18 protein-coding genes are annotated in these 17,499 nt (G+C 70.2%); 8 read left to right on the top strand and 10 right to left on the bottom strand.

Annotated elements, in window-relative coordinates:
- The first annotated feature begins 65 nt into the window (after positions 1–65).
- Both NBY69_RS11315 and NBY69_RS11310 read left to right on the top strand, forming a co-directional pair.
- A complete protein-coding gene (locus tag NBY69_RS11315) occupies positions 66–1,898 on the top strand; it encodes an ABC transporter ATP-binding protein (protein ID WP_250300591.1) in 1,833 nt (610 codons plus the stop codon).
- Entirely contained in the window at positions 1,895–3,721 is a 1,827-nt protein-coding gene (locus NBY69_RS11310; RefSeq protein ID WP_250300590.1) for an ABC transporter ATP-binding protein, read from the top strand. The genes NBY69_RS11315 and NBY69_RS11310 overlap by 4 nt, the downstream gene beginning before the upstream one ends.
- 42 nt (positions 3,722–3,763) lie before the next feature.
- Here NBY69_RS11310 and NBY69_RS11305 read toward each other — a convergent pair whose 3' ends face one another.
- From NBY69_RS11305 to NBY69_RS11295, 3 genes are all read right to left on the bottom strand, one after another.
- A complete protein-coding gene (locus tag NBY69_RS11305; RefSeq protein ID WP_250300589.1) occupies positions 3,764–4,447 on the bottom strand; it encodes a GntR family transcriptional regulator in 684 nt (227 codons plus the stop codon).
- A gap of 118 nt (positions 4,448–4,565) precedes the next feature.
- The gene (locus NBY69_RS11300) at positions 4,566–4,889 is read right to left on the bottom strand and encodes an L-rhamnose mutarotase (protein WP_250300588.1); all 324 of its coding nucleotides are present in this window, start codon (positions 4,887–4,889) and stop codon (positions 4,566–4,568) included.
- Positions 4,889–5,752: a fumarylacetoacetate hydrolase family protein gene (locus NBY69_RS11295; RefSeq protein WP_250300587.1), complete on the bottom strand. Its 864-nt coding sequence runs from the start codon at positions 5,750–5,752 to the stop codon at positions 4,889–4,891. Before NBY69_RS11295 ends, NBY69_RS11300 begins: the two co-directional genes overlap by 1 nt.
- A 345-nt stretch (positions 5,753–6,097) precedes the next feature.
- On the opposite strand from NBY69_RS11295, the gene NBY69_RS11290 reads away from it, so the two are divergent.
- Genes NBY69_RS11290 through NBY69_RS11280 form a run of 3 tightly spaced genes read left to right on the top strand, consistent with a single transcriptional unit; the run spans position 6,098 to position 8,903 of the window.
- Entirely contained in the window at positions 6,098–6,853 is a 756-nt protein-coding gene (locus NBY69_RS11290) for a (Fe-S)-binding protein (RefSeq protein WP_250300586.1), read from the top strand.
- Positions 6,850–8,274 (top strand): LutB/LldF family L-lactate oxidation iron-sulfur protein, encoded by a 1,425-nt coding sequence (locus NBY69_RS11285; RefSeq protein ID WP_250300585.1) that lies wholly within the window; start codon positions 6,850–6,852, stop codon positions 8,272–8,274. The genes NBY69_RS11290 and NBY69_RS11285 overlap by 4 nt, the downstream gene beginning before the upstream one ends.
- On the top strand, positions 8,271–8,903 hold the full coding sequence (locus NBY69_RS11280) for a lactate utilization protein C (protein WP_250300584.1): 633 nt from the start codon (positions 8,271–8,273) through the stop codon (positions 8,901–8,903). Before NBY69_RS11285 ends, NBY69_RS11280 begins: the two co-directional genes overlap by 4 nt.
- A gap of 161 nt (positions 8,904–9,064) precedes the next feature.
- Here NBY69_RS11280 and NBY69_RS11275 read toward each other — a convergent pair whose 3' ends face one another.
- Positions 9,065–10,144, bottom strand: a complete 1,080-nt coding sequence (locus NBY69_RS11275; protein ID WP_250300583.1) for an NADH:flavin oxidoreductase/NADH oxidase — start codon at positions 10,142–10,144, stop codon at positions 9,065–9,067.
- 184 nt (positions 10,145–10,328) lie between these two features.
- Here NBY69_RS11275 and NBY69_RS11270 point away from each other — a divergent pair, with 184 nt between their 5' ends.
- On the top strand, positions 10,329–10,673 hold the full coding sequence (locus NBY69_RS11270; protein WP_250300581.1) for a helix-turn-helix transcriptional regulator: 345 nt from the start codon (positions 10,329–10,331) through the stop codon (positions 10,671–10,673).
- Between the two features lie 69 nt (positions 10,674–10,742).
- On the opposite strand, the gene NBY69_RS11265 is transcribed toward NBY69_RS11270, so the two are convergent.
- The 4 genes from NBY69_RS11265 to NBY69_RS11250 form a co-directional block, all read right to left on the bottom strand.
- Entirely contained in the window at positions 10,743–11,381 is a 639-nt protein-coding gene (locus tag NBY69_RS11265; RefSeq protein ID WP_250300578.1) for a TetR/AcrR family transcriptional regulator, read from the bottom strand.
- A gap of 289 nt (positions 11,382–11,670) precedes the next feature.
- Complete coding sequence (locus tag NBY69_RS11260) at positions 11,671–12,366, bottom strand: HAD family hydrolase (RefSeq protein ID WP_250300576.1); 696 nt, start codon at positions 12,364–12,366, stop codon at positions 11,671–11,673.
- Between the two features lie 60 nt (positions 12,367–12,426).
- A complete protein-coding gene (locus NBY69_RS11255; RefSeq protein ID WP_250300574.1) occupies positions 12,427–13,362 on the bottom strand; it encodes a M56 family metallopeptidase in 936 nt (311 codons plus the stop codon).
- A 153-nt stretch (positions 13,363–13,515) separates the two neighbouring features.
- Entirely contained in the window at positions 13,516–14,100 is a 585-nt protein-coding gene (locus NBY69_RS11250; protein WP_250300573.1) for a DUF5134 domain-containing protein, read from the bottom strand.
- A 155-nt stretch (positions 14,101–14,255) separates the two neighbouring features.
- On the opposite strand from NBY69_RS11250, the gene NBY69_RS11245 reads away from it, so the two are divergent.
- Positions 14,256–14,816 carry a GNAT family N-acetyltransferase gene (locus tag NBY69_RS11245; protein WP_250300570.1) on the top strand — a complete coding sequence of 187 codons (561 nt, stop codon included), beginning with the start codon at positions 14,256–14,258 and terminating at the stop codon, positions 14,814–14,816.
- A 90-nt stretch (positions 14,817–14,906) separates the two neighbouring features.
- On the opposite strand, the gene NBY69_RS11240 is transcribed toward NBY69_RS11245, so the two are convergent.
- Both NBY69_RS11240 and NBY69_RS37325 read right to left on the bottom strand, forming a co-directional pair.
- Complete coding sequence (locus NBY69_RS11240; RefSeq protein ID WP_250300864.1) at positions 14,907–15,557, bottom strand: glycerophosphodiester phosphodiesterase family protein; 651 nt, start codon at positions 15,555–15,557, stop codon at positions 14,907–14,909.
- A gap of 114 nt (positions 15,558–15,671) precedes the next feature.
- A complete protein-coding gene (locus tag NBY69_RS37325; RefSeq protein WP_266644287.1) occupies positions 15,672–15,797 on the bottom strand; it encodes a hypothetical protein in 126 nt (41 codons plus the stop codon).
- Between the two features lie 299 nt (positions 15,798–16,096).
- Here NBY69_RS37325 and NBY69_RS11235 point away from each other — a divergent pair, with 299 nt between their 5' ends.
- Entirely contained in the window at positions 16,097–17,497 is a 1,401-nt protein-coding gene (locus NBY69_RS11235) for a DUF6421 family protein (protein WP_250300569.1), read from the top strand.
- Positions 17,498–17,499 lie beyond the last annotated feature (2 nt).

Raw genomic sequence — 17,499 nt, 5'->3', positions numbered from 1 at the left:
CCCGGTGCCGTGCCGCACCGACCCGTCCTCGTAGGGCAGTTGAGGCCCCCAGTAGGGTCATGATCATGGCAGCGACGCAGCGGAATCCGGGAACCCCGGACAGTCGGAGCGCCGGGCGGTACCTGTGGTGGCTGATCACCAGCCAGCCCCGCAGGATCGCGACAGGCGCCCTCCTGGGCACTACGGCGACGGTCGGTCTCACCTTGCCGCCCTATCTGCTCCAACGGGCGATCGACGACGGACTCCAGCCCGGACATTCCGGTGCGCTGCTCGGCTGGGCCGCCGCACTGCTGGGCGTCGGCGTGCTGAACGCCTGGCTCAGCATCATGCGGCACCGCACGATGACCAAGGTCCGGATGGACGCGGCCTTCCGTACCGTCCAGGTCGTGGTCCGGCACTCGACCCGGCTCGGCGCGGTTCTGCCGCGCCGGGTCACGGCCGGAGAGGTCGCCACCATCGGCGGCAGCGACGTGGCACGGATCAGCGAGACCCTCACGGTCACCGGTCCGGGCATCGGAGCGGTCGTCGCCTACTGCGTGGTGGCAGGGCTGCTGTTCACCGTGTCCCCGCTGATCATGATCGTGCTGCTGCTCGGCGTGCCGGTGCTCGCGGTGCTGGTCGGCCCCCTGCTCGGACGCCTCCAGGGCGTCGAGACCACCTACCGCGAGCGGCAGGGAGAGCTCGCGGCCCGCCTCGCCGACCTGGTGGGCGGGCTGCGGGTCCTCGGCGGCCTCGGCGGAAAAGGGCTGTACGCCGACCGGTACCGGCGCGGCTCACAGGCACTCCGCGCGGAGGGCTACCGGGTCGGCGCGGTGACCAGCTGGATCCAGGCCCTCGCGGTGGGACTCCCCGCGCTGTTCCTTGCCGCCGTCACCTGGCTGGCGGCCCGGCTGGCCGTCGAGGGGACCATCACGGCCGGGCAACTGGTGGCCGTGTACGGCTACGTGGCGGTCCTCGTGGTACCGGTGGCTTACTTCATCGAGGGTGGCTACGGAATCAGCCGGGGGCTGGTGGCCGCCCGGCGCGTGGTGCGATTCCTGAACCTGGAACCCGGAGCGGCAACGGGCCCGTCCCCCGTGGACGCACCGAGCCGGCCCTCCGTACTGCGCGATCCGGTGTCGGGGGTCGAGGTGGCGCCGGGTCTGCTGACCGCGCTGGTCGGCGCGCGCCCCGCCGAGAGCGCCGAAGTGATCGACCGCCTCGGCCGGTTCACCGGATCGGACGCCACCTGGGGCGACGTACGGCTCGACGCGGTACCGCTCGCCCAGGTGCGTGCGCGGATCCTGGTCGCCGACAACGAGTCCGACCTGTTCGCGGCCACCCTCCGGCAGGCCGTCGAGGGCAAGACGGACCGGGACGACGACGCGATCACCCACGCACTGCACACGGCGGTGGCCCAGGACATCGTCAACGGGCTGCCCGACGGACTCGCCACACCGCTCGACGCGCAGGGCCGCAACCTCTCGGGCGGCCAGCGCCAGAGGATCCGGCTGGTCAGGGCCCTGCTGGCCGATCCCGAAGTGCTGCTTGCCGCCGAGCCCACATCGGCGGTCGACGCACACACCGAGGCCGCCGTCGCGGCCCGGCTCAAGGCGGCACGTGCCGGCGGTACGACGCTGGTCACCACCACGTCGCCCCTGCTGCTGGAAAGGGCGGACACCGTCTACTACCTGGTCGACGGGGTGACGGCCGCCGTCGGCGGCCATTTCGAGCTGCTGCGCGACGAGCCCGGCTACCGGGCCCTGGTCGTCCGCAGTACGGGCGAGGAGGCCCCCGAAAGTACGGGCGAGGAGGCCCCCGAAGAGGAGGGCACCACGGAGGACGGAGAGGGCGAGGGCATGGACGGTGCGCGAGGTACGGACACCCACGGGCCGGAGCCGAAGGCGGCCGTCCGATGACCGGCCGACTGCTTCCGGTCGCCGGGAAGCGCTCGGTCCGCAGGGCGGCCGGTCAGCTGATCCGCCAGGACGCACGGGCCTTCACCGCGGTCATCGTGCTCAACGCCCTGGCCGCTGCGGCCGGTCTCGCCGGGCCGTGGCTGCTCGGCCGCATCATCGACCGGGTCGGCGCGGGCGGCGGGGTCTCCACCGTCGACCGGCTCGCCCTCGCCATCCTGCTCTTCTCCCTGGCGGAGCTGCTGCTCACGCGCTACGCGGGCCACTTCGCGTACCGCTTCGGCGAGCGGACATCGGCGCGGGTCCGCGAGCAGTTCGTCGACCGTGCGCTCGCCCTGCCCGTCACGGTCGTGGAACGCGCGGGCACCGGCGATCTCACGGTCCGCGGGACCGTGGACGTCGCCAACGTGGGCACGACCCTGCGGGACGCCGCCCCGGACGTCTTCACCGCCCTCGTCCAGGCCCTGTTCATCCTCGGCGCAGTCTTCGCCGTCAACCCGCTGCTCGGCTGCTGCGGACTGATCGGCCTGGTGGGCATCTGGTGTGCGGGGCGCTGGTACCTGCGCCGGGCACGGACCGCCTACCTCGCCGAGGGCGCCGCCTACTCGGCCGTCACCGAAGTACTCACCGCCACCGCGTCCGGCGCCCGCACGGTCGAGGCGCTCGGCCTGGAACAACGGCGCATCGAATCCTGTGACGAGGCGATCGACAACTGGCGGCGCACCCGCCTGCGGACCCTGCAGCTGCGCAGCGTGCTGTTCCCGTCGGTGGACGTCTCACACGTACTGCCGGTGATCGCTGTCCTGCTCTTCGGCGGTGTCCTGCACGACCGGGGGGTGGTGACACTGGGCGCGGTCGTCGCCTCCGCGGTCTACCTCCGCCAGCTCGCCGCACCGCTGGACGTCGTCCTCCAGTGGATGGAACAGCTGCAGAGCAGTGGAGCCGCGTTCGCCAGGGTGGAGGGGCTGGCCCAGGCTCCGTCCGTCGCCGTTCCCGCGCCCACGGGTGCGCCCGCGGACGACCGTATCGAGATGGCAGGCGTCCGCTACGCCTACGAGAGCGGGCCCGATGTCCTGCACGGGGTCGACCTGACGGTGCGGCCCGGCGAACGGCTGGCCGTCGTCGGACCGTCGGGAGCGGGGAAATCCACCCTCGGCAGGCTCCTCGCCGGTGTCGACGCCCCGCACACCGGCACGGTCACGGTCGGTGGACTGCCGCTGGCCGACCTGGGTCCCGAGCAACTGCGCCGCCAGGTCGTCCTGGTCACCCAGGAACATCATGTCTTCCTCGGCACGGTACGGGACAACCTGCTGGTCGCCGCGGTCTCCGCGACCGACGACGAACTGACGGCGGCGCTCGCTGCGGTGGGCGCCGACTGGGTGGCGGACCTCCCCGACGGGCTGTCCACCGAACTGGGCGCGGGCGGGCAGCAGCTCGACGGAGCCCAGGCCCAGCAACTCGCCCTGGCCCGCGTCGTGCTGGCGGACCCGCACACCCTGATACTCGACGAGGCGACCGCCCTCCTCGACCCGACGACGGCACGGCACACCGAGCGCGCGCTGGCCGCCGTCCTCGAAGGCCGTACGGTCATCGCCATCGCGCACCGCCTGCACACCGCGCACGACGCGGACCGCGTCGCTGTCATGGCGGACGGCGCGCTGGCCGAACTCGGCACCCACGACCAGCTCGTGGCCGACGACGGGGCGTACGCCGCGCTCTGGAACACCTGGCACGGCGCGCCCCGGGACTCGACGAGCAGGGACTCCATGAACAGGGACTCCATGAACGTGGAGTCCACGAACAGGGACTCCACGAAAAGAGGGTGACCGGTCCGGGCGCGAGTCCCCGGGACCGGGCGCTCGCCGGCGTCAGCGCCGACTCTGCTGACGGCTGCGCTGACGTTGGATGCTGTGCTGCAGATGCTCCGTCATCGCCTCCGCGGCCCGCTCGGGACTGCGGCGCAGCACGGCGCGCAGGATGCGGTCGTGCTCGGCGAGGGTCAGGGCGGCGGCCCCGGGGATGCTGCTCAGGCGGAAGATGTGCAGATGGGAGTGGAGCCGCATCACCGCGTCCGCCAGCAGGGGACGGCCCGCGGCGCGGGCGATCGCGTCGTGGAAGCGCTGGTCGCCCGCGGCGAACTCGCGGTAGACGGCGTACCGTTCACCGGAACCCGGGCGGTCCCGCATCTCCTCCACCAGGCTCTCGATGCAGTCCAGCTGTTCGTCGTCCGCGTTCGCCGCGGCCAGCGCCGCGGCCCTCGGCTCCAGCAGCAGCCGCATCTCGAACAGCTCCTCCAGGCCCTGCGGGCTGAGCAGTTCGGTGGCCCGGTAGCCCGCGAGTGAGCGCTTGGTGACCAGCCCGTCCGCCTCCAGCCGGGCCAGCGCTTCGCGTACCGGGGTCGGGGAGACCTGGAGCGTACGGGCGAGGGCCTCGATGCCGACGCGAGCGCCCGGTTTGATCTGGTGGTCCATGACCATGGTCTGGACGGCTTCGTAGACGCTGTCGGCCAGGACCTGGCGCGGCGGCTCCGGGGCTTCCGCGTCCGACAGCATCCGGCCTCCTCTGGTCCCTCGGGGACGGCCCCGCAGCGTGAGCCGGGACCGTCCCCGCATCCTATAGGACTTGTACCGTGCGAGCCCGGGTCTCCGCCGCGCGCACCGGAGCGAGCGGCTACTCCATGAGGAAGACCTGCTCCGTCGGAGCCCACCAGTCGTCGGGCCCGGCCTCGGGGACGCGCTCCTGGCAGGGGTCCGTCAGCTTCCACCACGCGCGGGTCGCCTCGTCCTGCGCGATCTCCGCGAGATCCGCCGTCAGGTCATCCCCGTGGTACTCGAAGTAACTGAAGAGCCGGTCACCGAGCAGGTGGATCGAGTAGTTGGCGATGTGACTCGCCCGCAGCCGGGCGAGCACGGCCTCCGGGACCGCCCGGTGCAGCTCGCGGTACTCCGCCAGCTTCTCCGGGCGCACCCTGATCACCTGCGCGATCCGCTGCATCAGGCCGTCACCGCGTCCCGCATCGTCTGGCGCTGCGATCCCAGCCCTTCGATGTCGAGCTCGACCACGTCGCCCGCCGAGAGGTACGGGAAGCGGCCGGAGAGCGCGACGCCCTGCGGGGTGCCGGTGTTGATGACGTCGCCGGGCTCCAGCACCAGGTAGTGACTGAGGTGGCGTACGAGCTCGTGGACCCCGAAGATCATGTCCGCGGTGCTGGAGTCCTGCCGGGGCTCGCCGTTGACACGGCTGCGCAGATTCAGCGCCTGCGGGCCCTGGGGGAGGTCCTCGGCCGGTACCAGCCACGGGCCCAGGGGGTTGAAGGTCTCGCTGGACTTCCCCTTCGACCACTGGCCGCCCGATTCGTCGAGCTGGTACGTCCGTTCCGACACGTCGTGCGAGACCGCGTAGCCCGCGACACACGCAGCTGCGGCCTCCGCGGAGTCGAGGTAGCGGGCGGTACGGCCGATGACGACGGCGAGTTCGACCTCCCAGTCCACGGTCTTCGCGCCGGGCGGGATCAGGACGTCGTCGTACGGGCCGACCACGGTGTTGGGGTGCTTGAAGAAGATGATCGGCGCGGTGGGCGGTTCGCTGCCCGACTCGGCCGCGTGCGCCGCGTAGTTCTGTCCTATGCAGACGACAGCGGACGGCCGGGCCACCGGGGCACCGACGCGCAGCTGTTCACCCTCGGGGAACTCGGCGAGTGAACCCGCCCGCAGAGCTTCCCGCACCCGGGAGATGCCACCGTCGGCGAGGAAGCGTCCGTCGATATCGGCGGTCAGCGGGCCGAGGTCGTAGAGCACGCCGGCTTCCCGCACGGCGGGGCGTTCGCTGCCCAGCTCTCCCAGTCGCATGAGCTGCATACGGCAGCCTCCTCAATAGATCGGATGTCACTCGGATGGAACCTATAGGAAAAGCGGAACAGGGAGAACCCCCCACCTGCAGAAGTCTCCTCCGTACCCAGAAAATCGAGCGAGAAGGGTTGACGCGCGACCGGTCGGCAGGGCTACCCTCCGGAGGTCCTGTGCTTCCTATAGGAAACATCCGAACGCTCTGGAGATGGCATGGACGACTCCGCGACGTCAGTCCCCGCGGTGCGCCCCGGAGTAGGCGGAGCGGTGGCGCAAGGACGACGTGCCCACCTCCGTACCGACCGTCGCCCGACCCCCTGCCGCGGCTCCGGCCGTGCGTGACCCCGAGAAGGAACTGTGCGGGTAGCACTCTTCGTGACCTGTGTGAACGATGCGCTGTACCCACGAACCGGCCGTGCCGTGGTGACACTTCTGGAACGGCTGGGGGTGGAGGTCGCCTTCCCGGCCGCGCAGACGTGCTGCGGGCAGCCGCAGTACAACACCGGCTACCGTCGTGAGACCGAGCCGCTGGTCCGGCGGTACGACATGGCCTTCGCCGACTACGACTACGTGGTCACCCCGTCCGGCTCGTGCGCGGCGATGGTGCGCGACAACTATCCGCGGATCGGCAGGAAGGCGGCGGCGGAGGGGCGCGGCAGCGGCCTCGCCACTGCTGCGGCCCGCTCCGTGCCGAAGACCTATGAACTCACCGAGTTCCTGGTGGATGTGCTGGGGGTGACGGATGTCGGTGCGTACTTCCCGCACAGCGTCACTTACCACCCGACCTGTCATGGACTGCGGATGCTGGGCCTGGGCGACCGGCCGAGGCGGCTGCTGGAGGCGGTGCGGGGGCTGGAGCTGCGGGAGTTGCCGGGGGCGGAGGAATGCTGTGGTTTCGGTGGGACGTTCGCGGTGAAGAACGCCGCGGTCTCCTCGGCGATGGGTGAGGACAAGGTCCGTGCGATCACCGGGACCGGAGCCGCCGCGGTCTGCACCGTCGACAACTCCTGCCTGATGCACATCGGCGGGACACTGTCACGCCAGGGTTCCGAGGTGCACCCCCTGCATCTCGCGGAAATTCTTGCGTCGACCGAAGAGGAGCCTTGGGTATGAGCGGGACGTTTGTGGGGATGCCGTCGTTCCCGGTGGCCGCCGGGGTAGCGGTGACCGACGAGAGGCTGCGGGGGAATCTCCGCCGGGCGACGCACACGATTCGCGACAAGCGGGCTGTCGCGGTCGGGGAGCTGGCGGACTGGGGTGCGTTGCGGGAGGCGGGAAAGGAGATCAAGGACCGGACGCTGCGTGGTCTGGACGGGTATTTGGTGGAGTTGGAGGCCGCGGTGACGGCGGCCGGCGGGGTGGTGCACTGGGCGTCCGATGCCGATGAGGCGAACCGGATCGTGGTGGATCTGGTGCGGGCGACCGGTGAGCGTGAGGTCGTCAAGGTCAAGTCGATGGCGACGCAGGAGATCGGCCTGAACGAGGCGTTGGAGGCGGCGGGGATCGCTGCGTTCGAGACGGATCTGGCCGAGTTGATCGTGCAGTTGGGCGAGGACCGGCCCTCGCACATTCTCGTTCCGGCGATTCACCGGAATCGGGAGGAGATCCGGGAGATCTTCGTGCGGACGATGAGTGAGTGGGGGCGTCCGGCACCGGAGGGTCTGACGGATTCGCCCGCGGAGTTGGCCGAGGCGGCGCGGGTTCATCTGCGGGAGAAGTTCCTGCGGGCGAAGGTGGGGATCTCCGGGGCGAACTTCATGGTCGCGGAGACGGGGACGCTGGTGGTGGTGGAGTCGGAGGGCAACGGGCGGATGTGCCTGACCCTGCCCGAGACGTTGATCTCGGTGGTGGGGATCGAGAAGGTGGTGCCGTCGTGGCGGGATCTGGAGGTGTTTCTGCAGACGCTGCCACGTTCGTCGACGGCGGAGCGGATGAATCCGTACACGTCGATGTGGACGGGGGTGACGGACGGGGACGGTCCGGAGACGTTCCATCTGGTGTTGCTGGACAACGGGCGCACGGCGACGCTGGGGGACGAGGTGGGGCGTCAGGCGTTGCGGTGCATCCGGTGTTCGGCGTGCCTGAATGTCTGTCCGGTGTATGAGCGGGCGGGCGGTCATGCGTACGGCTCGGTGTACCCGGGGCCGATCGGAGCGATTCTGAGTCCTCAGCTGCGGGGGATCCGGAGTGAGGTCGACGCTTCGCTGCCGTTCGCTTCGTCGTTGTGCGGTGCGTGTTACGAGGTGTGTCCGGTGGCGATCGACATTCCGGAGGTGCTGGTGCATCTGCGGGAGCGGGTCGTGGAACAGGGGGGCAAGGGGCATCGGCTGGAGAAGGCAGCGATGAAGGCGGCGGGCTGGGTGTTGAACCATCCCGGAGCGCTGGGTGCGGGGGAGCGGTTGGCGTCGAAGACGCGGAAGGGGCATCCGAAGAAATTGCCGGGGCCTGGTGGGCGGCAGTGGGGTCAGAGCCGTGACCTGCCGCAGTTGCCGGCCGAACCGTTCCGTGACTGGTGGAAGAAGAACCGCGCATGACGTCCCGTGACCGTATTCTCGCCCGTGTCCGTACTGCTCTTGCCGGTGCTCCGCAGGCTCCTGAGATCTCGCGTGACTATCTGAGCACGCATACCGCCGACGATCCGGCGATCGTCCTCGATCTCCTCCACGAGAACCTCGCCGACTACCGCGCGATCGTCCACCGCACCCGGGCGGACGGCCTTCCGGGCCTGTTGGCGCGACTGCTGGACGAGCGCGGCTCACGGACCGTCCTGGCACCGGCAGGGCTTCCCCCGCAATGGCTGGCAGGAGCGACCGGTGTCCGGAAGGTCGAGGACACGCCGACGGCGACGGCGCAGGAACTGGACGCGGTGGACAGCGTGGTCACCGGCTGCGCGGTGGCGATCGCGGAGACCGGCACGATCGTCCTGGACGGAGGTGCTGATCAGGGGCGCCGCCGCATCACGCTCATCCCCGACCACCACATCTGTGTGGTGCGGGCTCTGGAGCAGGTGGTGGCGTCGGTACCGCAGGCACTCCCGCGCTTGGATCCCGGGCGTCCGTCGACCTGGATCTCCGGTCCGTCGGCGACCAGTGACATCGAGCTCGACCGTGTCGAGGGTGTTCATGGTCCCCGCACGCTCGAAGTCGTCCTCGTCGAAAGCTGACAGCGTCGAAGGCCGACGGCATCGAGGGGGCGAGAACGCCCTCGCGGTGTTGCCGGTCGCCCGACGGACCTGCCGGGCCGCGCTGGGAGGTGACCGCCGCGAATCGAGCGGCGGTCACCCTCCGGCACCTGGTCCGACCGGGCAAGGGTTGCTTCGTCAGGTCAGGCGGAGCGGTGGTACTGCTGCGGCACGTGCACCTCGTCGCCGAGCTCGCGGGCGGCGAGGCGGGCCCAGGAAGGGCTGCGGAGCAGTTCCCGGCCGAGCAGCACCGCGTCGGCCTCGCCGTTGGCCAGGATCTTCTCGGCCTGTTCGACCTCGGTGATCAGGCCGACCGCGGCGACGGCCAGCGGGGTCTCGGCCTTGACGCGCGCGGCGAACGGCACCTGGTACCCGGGGCCGGTCGGGATACGTACCCGGGTCGCGTTGCCGCCGGTCGACACGTCCAGCAGGTCCACGCCGTGCTCCTTGAGCACGGGGGCGAGGCGCACTGTGTCGTCCGGCGTCCAGCCGCCCTCGTCCAGCCAGTCGGTGGCCGAGATCCGGAAGAACAGCGGCAGTTCGTCCGGCCACACCGCCCGTACCGCGTCGACCACTTCGAGGGCGAAACGGGTGCGGTTCTCGAAGGACCCGCCGTACTCGTCGGTGCGGTGGTTGCTGTGCGGGGACAGGAACTCGTCCACCAGGTAGCCATGTGCGCCATGGACCTCGACGACCTGGAATCCGGCATCCAGCGCCCGCCTGGCGGCATCCGCGAACTGGCCGACGATTTCCTTGATCTGAGCCGTCGTCAGCTCCTCCGGTACGTGATGCCCCTCGTCGAAGGGGACCGCGCTGGGTGCGAGCGGCTGCCATCCGCCCTGGTCCGGACCCACCGGACCGCCGCCCTTCCAGGGGCGGTCGGCGGACGCCTTGCGCCCGGCATGGGCCAGCTGGATTGCCGGGACCGTGCCCTGACTCTTGAGGAACCCGGTGATCCGGCGGAACGCCTCGACCTGGGCGTCGTTCCAGATGCCGAGGTCGGCCGGGCTGATGCGGGCCTCGGGGCTGACGCCGGTCGCCTCGACGATGACCAGGCCCGTGCCACCGGCGGCACGGGCCGCGTAGTGCGAGAAGTGCCAGTCGTTGGCGACACCGGTGCCGGGCCCCGAACTGTCCGCCGAGTACTGGCACATGGGGGGCATCCATACGCGGTTCGGGACGGTCAGCGACCGCAGGGTGTACGGCTCGAACAAGGCGCTCACGACAGGCTCCACTCACAACGGCGTCGGGACTGCTCGTACGATACTCGTCGTAGTACGGTGAGTGTCAAACTACGAGAGATCTCGTACAATGAGTCACCGGGTCCGCTCGTTGCTGATCCTGATCCTGATCGCCCCGGCGCCGATCGCCCGGGTCGGTGAAGTGGAACCATGAGGTGGAGTCGTCGTGACAGTTGCAGCGAGCAACCGCGCCCTTGCCCATCCGGGGCGCGACGAGATCTGTCTGGAGGGGGTGCTCCATGCGCTGGCCGACCCGATGCGGATGCGCATTGTCCGCGAACTCGCGGCTGACGCAGGGGAATTGGCCTGCTCGCGGTTCGCGCTCCCGGTGACCAAGTCGACGAGCACGCACCACTTCCGGGTGCTGCGGGAGTGTGGTGTGATCCGGCAGATCTACCGGGGCACCGCGAAGATGAGTGTGCTGCGCGAGGACGATCTGGGTGCGCTCTTCCCCGGTCTGCTGGACGCGATCCTGGCGGCGGCCGACGCGGAAGCGGCACGGCGTTCCTGAACCGGCTTTGGATTCGGGGGAGTTGAGATGGCTCCCGGCCGGCCCGGCAAGGGGGCGGCCGGACCGTTTCTAGGAATCCCCGGCGAACTCATGGCGCGTGTCGCCGGGTGGCTCGCTGTCCGGCGGCACTCCGAGGTCCCAGTCGAGCCCGTACCGCTGGAACAGCTCGGCCCGCAGCCGCGCGGGTGGCATCGGGGCCCCGGGCAGCAGCTGGGCGAAGACGGCGCCCATGAGCAGGGCGCGCAGCAGCGGATAGTCGGCGTCGGGATCGGGCGATCCGTACCGTTCCATGGTCGAGTGCAGGACCTGGGCGAGCCGCTGCTGCTCCGGGCACTGCACGAACCCCTGCTCCTGCAGGATCCCGGCCATATGGGTGCGCATCAGTACGGGGTGATCGGTGGCCAGCCCCAGGATTGCATCGATGGCCCGTGCCAGCAGCTCCCGCCCGTCCCCGGTGCGCGGCGCGCGCTCGACGGCGGCGGTGAGCGTGCTGTGCATGAGCCGGTGCACGGCGGACTGCAGCAGATGACGCTTGCCCGGGAAGTAGTACGAGACGAGACCACGGGCAGATCCGGCCCGGTCGGCGATGTCCGCCAGGGTCGTCGCCTCGTATCCGCGCTCGCTGACAAGATCCACTGTGGCCTGCAGGAGCCGCTCGCGGGAACGTCGCCGCAACTCCTCATTGACCGATTGGCTGCGCGGGGACATGCTTACTCCTGCGTTGACTGGCTCTCAGCCAACTATAATCAGCGCATCCTGCAAAGGGCCCCGTCAGGGGCTGTTCTGCGGGATTTCGCCCGGACCGGGCGACGCGGGGGATCGTCCGGTCCGGGTGTTCAGGCTGCCGTTCCGCCTGTTGCCTGCTGCTCGCTGTTGCTGAACCTGCTGTCGCTCTGTCTGCTGTTGCTCTGTCTGCTGTCGCTCTGTCCGTGGTGAGGGCGTCGCACCGGGTCCCCGTTCCGTCCTCCGGCTCCGCCCCCGCGGTCGCGGTTCCGGGTCAGCCGGTGAGGTCCAGGACCGGGAGGAGCCCGTCCGGGCGGTCCTCGACCGGCAGATGGTCCACGAAGTGCACCGCACATCCCGCGTCCCGCGCGCCACCGTCCGCACGGCGGTCGTCGCCGACCATCAGGGCGTCGTGCGGATCCTGGCCGAGCGCCTCGCAGGCGGTGCGGAACAGCCGGGGGTCGGGCTTCTGGACGCCGTGCTCGTACGAGAGGGTGTAGGTGTCCACGTACGGATCGAGCCCGTGGGCGTGGAACACCGGCCGCAGATCCCACCCGATGTTGCTCACCACACCGACCGGGATGCCACGCCGGCGCAGCGTCTCCAGCACCTCGACGGTATCCGGGTACGGGCTCCAGGCGGCCGGGGTCATGTGCCGTTCGTAGAGCGCGTCGTACAGGGCCGGATCAGGCAGGCCGACCTGGCGTGCGGCACCTGTGAAAGCGGCGCGGTGGTGTTCCGCGGTACGGTCGCGCGAGGCCCACAACTCGGCCAGAGCAGACGGTACCTGGCGCGCCGCCGGGCCGCCCGGGAGCGCGCCGTAGAAGGTCAGCCCCTCCTCGTAGCGGCTGAATTCCTCCGGGCTCACGGCGATACCCGCCTCGTCCAGAACCGTCCGCAGCCATACGGCGACAGGCTCGATCCGGAAGAGCGTTCCGGAGAAGTCGAACAACACAGCTTTGATCGTCATGGCCGCATTCTTCCCCAGCGGCGCGTCGGCGGGGATGCGCGAAGGCCCTGACCGATCTCCCTAGCCGAGCGCCCGCAGTCCGGGCACGAAGGCCACCAGCAGGGGGACCACCGGCACCAGCGAGGCGGCGGCGGTGAGTCGCAGCCGACGGGCCGTGGTGAGGCGCGGCGCCGCGTTCAGCAGCCGGTCGACGCGTCGCGGCAGCTCCGCGCCGGGTGTCGGGCAGGGGCCGAACACCCCACGGTGTTCGTTGAGTTGGACCAGTGCGAGGGCAATGGTCAGCCGCCCGAAGCGGCGGGACGCCACATCGTCGGCAGCGAGCTCCACCAGCCGGTGCATCTCGTTGCGGAAGGCCGCGAAGACCGGGATCTGCGGGAAGCCCACCGCCAGCGCGGCCGAGCAGTGCAGCAGCCAGTCGTGACGGGCCCGCGCATGGCCCTGCTCATGGGCGAGTACCGCGTCGAGCTGACGGCCTTTCAACCCCCGCAGAGCAGCTGTGGTGATGACCAGCTGGGGAGCCGTACCAGGGAGCCACCAGGCGTCGGGCCGCTCACCCTCCAGTACGACGAGACGGTCGCTGCCGGGCTCCTCGCCCGGCAACACCGGTGCGCGCACCAGTAGTTCACGGCGGCTCCGGCGGCGAGAAGCCCGCGCCCGACGGATCTCGCGGGTGAGCATCGCCGCTGTCCAGATGCCACCGGCCGCCAGCACCATCGCTGTCGCCGCGGACCACTGGGCGTACGTACCGAGGGCGTAGGCCTCCACGACGGCATGCGGCGCGGGTGCGAAGAGATTCCCCCGTACCAGCTGCCAGGCCGCCGCCGCGCTGAACGTCATCGCCAGTGCGAAACAGAGCAGGACCGCGGCCACCACGCACTGCCACACCCACAGCGCCACCACCGGCTCCCGGTCCGGCCATTGAGCGCGCGCCAGAAGCCGCGGTGCCGCAACTGCAGCCACGGCTCCGAGTAGCAACAGCGCTAGGGAGACCACCATGGGCATCAGTTTATGAGCGCGGAACGGCGCCGGGGTATGGGCTGGCTCCGCAAGTGACGCAGGACACGGTCACGCAGGCCTCCCCCGAAGTTTGGATGCCGATTCGCCGGGTCTCGCCCCACCGGCTGCGAGGTCGCCGTGCCGAGACCGGCTTCACAGCGACAGGAGCATCGCGAACATGGCGATCCCCATCGAGAGCCGGCAGGCGAGTGCCAGTTCGGGGCGCGCGCCCCAGCCGCCGGCGCCACCGCCGTGGGCCCCGCTGTCCGGACCCCCGGCCGCGACCGGTGCGGCCACCGGCACCAGAGCGGCGCCGGTACGCAGCACGTACCCCGCGTAATAGGCCAGCAGCACCCCGGTGACCAGGGGTATCCCGCCTGCCGCATGCTCCATGTGTCCGCCGTGACCGCCGCTCCCGGGGGCCATCGTCACCGCCATGTAGACCATGGCCAGGGAACCGATCAGATGATGCAGATGGTGTGCGCCGGTACGGGCCAGCCACAGGGCCCGCAGCGCGCCGCCCCCGAACACCACGGCGAAGACCGCCCACCCCCAGGCGGGGGGTGGGGCCACCGCGGCGGGCAGGGCCATCGCCGCCATGCCGAACCCCATGACCGCCTCGCTCCCGGCCGCCGTCCGCGCCCCCGGTGAACTGCTGCGCAGCCGCAGCAGGCAGTAGGCCCCCGTCGCCGCGCTCAACGCCATCAGCAGCCAGCCGGGCGTTGCGGATCCGTGCACGGCGCACCTCCCCGTTCGACGTGTCGGCATCTCGACGCATCGATTCCCACCGTGGCCGGAGCGCACGCGAGCGCAGGGGGGTAAAGGGGGAGCGCGTCGCGGGCGCGTTACTGTCTGGGCATCGCAGGACCGCTTTCGACGGGAGACATCACCCCATGGACACCGCCCCCGACCAGCTCACTTTCCGGGACGCAGCCGAGTCCGACGTACCTGCGCTCGTCAGGTTGATCGAGTCGGCCTACCGCGGCGACGCCAGCCGCACCGGCTGGACCACGGAAGCGGACATCCTGGACGGGCAGCGCACCGACCCGGAGGGAGTGCGCGCCGTCATCGCGGCCGACAGCAGCCGGATGCTCCTGGTGGAACGCGACGGCGAGCCGATCGCCTGCTGTCAGCTGGAGCACCGGGGCCCGGCTGCGTACTTCGGCATGTTCGCCGTGCGCCCCGGCCTCCAGGGCGGCGGCCTCGGCAGGCAGATCATCACGGAGGCCGAGCGCCGGGTGCGCGAGGAGTGGGGCGTCGGGGAGATGCACATGACCGTGATCTCGGTCCGCGACGACCTGATCGCCTGGTACGAGCGGCGCGGCTACCACCGTACGGGAAAGATGACACCGTTCCCGTACGGCGACGAGCGCTTCGGCATACCGCTCCGCGACGACCTGCAGTTCGAACTGCTGGTCAAGCCGCTCCAGGACCCGCTTCCGGAAGGGCTGTGAGCCGTCTGCGTACCGGCTCCCGGCCGCTCCCGGGCTTCATGGGCCGCCCCCGGTCCGGCCGGGATCGCCACGGATCCTCAGGGCCGGTCCTCAGGCGGTGAACCGCCCGGTGCGCCTGATCTCCGGATAGTCGGTGGTCGCACCGTCCAGGTCCAGCGCACGCACGAGCCGGAGATGGTCCTGGGTGTTCACCACCCAGCCGAGCACCTTCAGGCCCTCCGCGTGTGCCCGCTCGACGATCTCCAGGGTCAGCCTGCGGATGTTCAGCGCCACCGTCGCGGCGCCGACGGCCTTCGCCCGGTCCACCACGTCGGCGCCCCAGCGGCTGGCGATGAGCACGGTCCGTACGCCCGGAACCAGTGCGGCGATCTCGGCGACCGCCTCGTCGTGGAACGAGGAGACCTCGACGCGGCCGACGAGATCGCGCCGCAGCATCACCTGCGCCAGTGCGCGCGCGGCGGCGGCGTCCTTGATCTCCGCCTGGATCGGTGAGCGGACGGCGTCGAGCACCTCCTCGAAGACCGGGATCCGCTCGCCCTGGCCCGCGTCGAGTTCCCGCAGTTCGGCGAGGGTCTTGTCGGCGATGGCTCCCTTGCCGTCGGTCGTGCGGTCCACTTCGGTGTCGTGCATGACGACGAGTGCGCCGTCCTTGCTCAGATGCAGGTCGAGCTCGATGGCGTCCATCCCCGCGTGTTCCGCGCGTACGAAGGACCGCAGGGTGTTCTCCGGCTCGACGCCCATGACCCCGCGATGTCCGATGATGAGGAGACTCAAGGTTCTCTCGCTTCCGTCGACGGCGGCTCTCGCGTGGCATTGCTGCCCACGGGATTGCTACCCACTGGGCAGGGCCGCAGCCTAACGGTCCGCCCGCGCTGTCGTCCCGGGCTCGCGGGGCGCGGCCGAGAAGCCGGCCCGGGCCCCCGCGATCCCCAGGATCAGGCCGGTGACGACAGCGGCGACAAGAACGGCTCGGATACTCACGCGCCAGGCTCCAGAGATGTCAGGACGGTCGGAACCCGTCCGTCCTACCTGTCGCGGACACCGTGGACGGTCTTCTTCACCCAGGGGTGGGCGCGGCTGGATCTCCGTTGACGGGTCGGATTTTCCCGCCCTGTATCCCGTCCTGTATGGGGAAAGCCGCCACCTGTTGCCCTTCCGGCGGGAAGATTCGCTGCGATCAAGGGGGCTGGGCGGGATAATTTATTGAGAGGACTCTTGAACGCATGATCCGAACCCGGATACGGTGTCTTGACGCTAGATTCTCCTGTGAGGGAAGTGACATGACGGAAATTCTTGTGCAGGACACGGTCGACGGCGGCATATCCGGTGCGCGTCGCGTAGTCGAGCACCCGGCCTGGCCCGTGCTCAAGAAGGCCGTCGAGGAGATCCGGCCCTGGCAGTCCCCGGACGGTTCCATCGACTTCGACGCCGAAGGCGCGCCCACCCGCGCCACCGCCGAGGCGACGCTCTCCCGCGTGACCGGCGCGGTCGACGCCCTCTCCCCGCTGCTGCCGCACGACGCCGCGTACCACCGGGCGCTCGTCGCCGACCTGCGGAAGTGGGCCGACAGCGGCTTCACGGTCCCGGACTTCCTGGACTCGCTGCTCGCCTTCCATCCGGCGGCCCGGCGTGCGGACGGCCTCCAGCACCTGGTCGTCTTCGCGATGTACACGCAGAACGGCAACCCGGACCGCAACCTCGAAGCGGTCGTGCTCCGCATGGTCTGGCCCGAGTGGCTCTCCGAGCTGGAGGCGACCCGCTACGACAACCCGCTGTTCTGCGGGATCACCTTCGAGGACTTCACCGCCGGATACGACACCAACTCCGCGGTGCTCTTCCCGGAGACCATCGCCGTCCGCGAAGCTCCCGACCGCTTCACCTGGGGCGGTATCTTCTGTGACCGCGAAGCCGCCCGGTTCCGCGCGGTCACGGAGGCCGCTGTGGACGTCCTCCGCCTCGAACTCCCCGACGACATCCGGGAGATGGTGGCCGACCAGGAGCGCTGCCAGCAGGCGTTCGTGCTGTGGGACATGGTCCACGACCGCACCCACAGCCACGGGGACCTGCCGTTCGACCCGTTCATGATCAAGCAGCGTCAGCCGTTCTGGATGTACGGCCTGGAAGAGCTCCGCTGCGACCTCACGGCCTTCCGGGAGGCGGTGAAGCTGGAGGCCGACGGGTTCGGACAGGGCCGCGACGTCCAGTACGCCGTGCTCTTCGACCGGATGTTCCGCTTCCCGGTGACCGGCGAGCGCGTACGCAACTACGACGGACTCGGCGGCCAGCTGCTCTTCGCCTACCTCCACCAGCACGACGTGGTGCGCTGGACCGACAGCACCCTGACGATCGACTGGGAGCGGGCCCCGCAGGTCACCAACCAGCTCTGCGCCGAGATCGAGGACCTCTACCGGGCCGGAATCGACCGCCCCAAGCTCGTCCACTGGTTCGCCGCGTACGACCTGGTCTCCCGCTATCTGTCCCCGCACCCCGGATCGCGCTGGGCCAAGGGTCCGGACGCCCTGGATCTGAGCCAGCCACCGCGTAAACTTGTTGATGACGTGCTTCCGGACGAGTTTCCGCTCAGCATGTTCTACGAGGCGCTCTCCAAGAAGCTGAAGACCGTGGTCGCCTCCACCAAGGGGATCACGGCGGCGGGTACTCCCGAGCGGGAAGCCGCGTGAGT

Origin of the sequence: Streptomyces sp. A 4/2, from assembly GCF_940670765.1 — a bacterium.
In the GTDB taxonomy this organism is placed as follows: Bacteria; Actinomycetota; Actinomycetes; order Streptomycetales; family Streptomycetaceae; genus Streptomyces.
The sequence above is the reverse complement of the archived record's forward strand: the minus strand, read 5'-3'. Positions and strand labels throughout refer to the sequence as shown.